A 1679-nucleotide genomic window follows, 5' to 3' on the forward strand; every position below is an offset into this window, starting at 1 on the left:
TGTGCACACTAATGCATATTTTTTAGTGTCAATAAAAATATTATGTCAACAATATGAACTGTCACAAATCTTTATATATTATTGTGATTGATATCACATCACTTTTTTTCAATGGGTATTATGCTTAAGGTGTAATGAATGATTGGGAGAGGGTGGGATGATATGTTTTGTTATCAATGTGAACAAACGCCAGCAGGCGGATGTAAAGTAATGGGTGTGTGCGGCAAGAATGAAACGATTGCGAGTTTACAAGATACGATTGTGTTTGGGCTAAAAGGAATTGCAGCTTATCGCACACATGCTGCTCAGCTAGGATATACGGATGCATTTGTAGATGCTACAACACAAGAAGCTTTATATATGACATTAACAAATTCTAACTTTAACGAACAAGAGCATATTGATATGGCTATGAAAGTGGGGAAATCAGCTTTACGGGTGATGGAATTATTAGATGAGGCACATACGAATCATTTTGGTGTGCCAGAGCCTGTACAAATTACACAAAATCGTGTAGAAGGTAAAGCAATTGTAGTTACGGGTCATAATTTATTTGCACTAGAAGAACTATTAAAGCAAACAGAAGGAAAAGACATTAATATTTATACGCATTCTGAAATGCTACCAGCACACGGATACCCGCAGCTGAAAAAATATAAACATTTAAAAGGAAACATCGGTAAGGCATGGTATGATCAAAGACGCCTTTTTGAAAAATTTACTGGTGCCATATTAGCTACAACGAACTGTGTTATGCCAATTAAAGGCTCGTACTCTGATCGATTCTTTTCATATGACATTGCAGGTTTAGAAGGTGTACAAAAAATTGAAAATGATGATTTTACACCATTAATTCAAAAAGCACTAGAACTTCCAGAAGTACATATGGAGTCGGATGAACAGTTAGTGACAGGGTTTCATCATAATACAGTATTATCATTAGCTCCAGAAATTATTGATGCAGTAAAAGAGGGGAAAATAAAGCGTTTCTTTGTTATCGCCGGTTGTGATGCACCGGGAAAAGGCGGAGAATATTATCGTGAATTAGCAACGTCACTTCCGCCAGAAACGGTTATTTTAACAACTTCTTGCGGGAAATTCCGCTTTAATGATGTGGATTACGGTGTTGTACCTGGTACGGAAATTCCGCGTTACATTGATTTAGGACAGTGCAATAATTCAATTTCTACAGTGAAAATAGCGGCTGCTTTAGCTGATGCTTTCCAATGTGAAGTGAATGAATTGCCAGTAAGTATTGTGCTATCATGGTTTGAACAAAAAGCGGTTGCCATTTTACTCGGGCTATTTAGTCTTGGGATTCAAGATATTCGCATCGGTCCAAAGGCTCCTGAATTTATTTCACCTGGCGTGCTTGATGTATTACAAGAAACATTTGGTTTAAAACTAATTACAAATGCAGCAGAAGACATGGCTATGATGCTATCGTAACGGAAAAGATGTTTTTACTTAATTGTGGCTTTATAAATCATTTGTATGTGTGTGAGTAAACGCACATACAAATGATTATTAATAAAGAAAATCGCTATATCTATAAATTTTATAGAGCTTTTAAAGTGTAACACCACATGCCCATCACCTTAAGATTTTAAGTATCCCCAAAACGAAATTTCTACATGAATATCTATAATTTTACCTCTTTTTCATTTGATTTGAAAATA

General features: G+C 35.6%; 1 protein-coding gene. It reads left to right on the top strand.

From position 1 onward, the window contains the following. Positions 1 to 162: 162 nt before the first annotated feature. Positions 163 to 1449: a hydroxylamine reductase gene (gene hcp, locus ACQGSG_RS28780; protein ID WP_016512509.1), complete on the top strand. Its 1287-nt coding sequence runs from the start codon at positions 163 to 165 to the stop codon at positions 1447 to 1449. The last annotated feature ends 230 nt before the right edge of the window (positions 1450 to 1679 follow it).

Source organism: Bacillus sp. GMa5/1, from assembly GCF_050172015.1.
GTDB lineage: Bacteria > Bacillota > Bacilli > Bacillales > Bacillaceae_G > Bacillus_A > Bacillus_A cereus.

What these genes read in the sequence shown, in the direction of transcription:
- hcp (WP_016512509.1), top strand. Translation starts at nt 163, where the DNA reads ATGTTTTGTTATCAATGTGAACAAACGCCAGCAGGCGGATGTAAAGTA.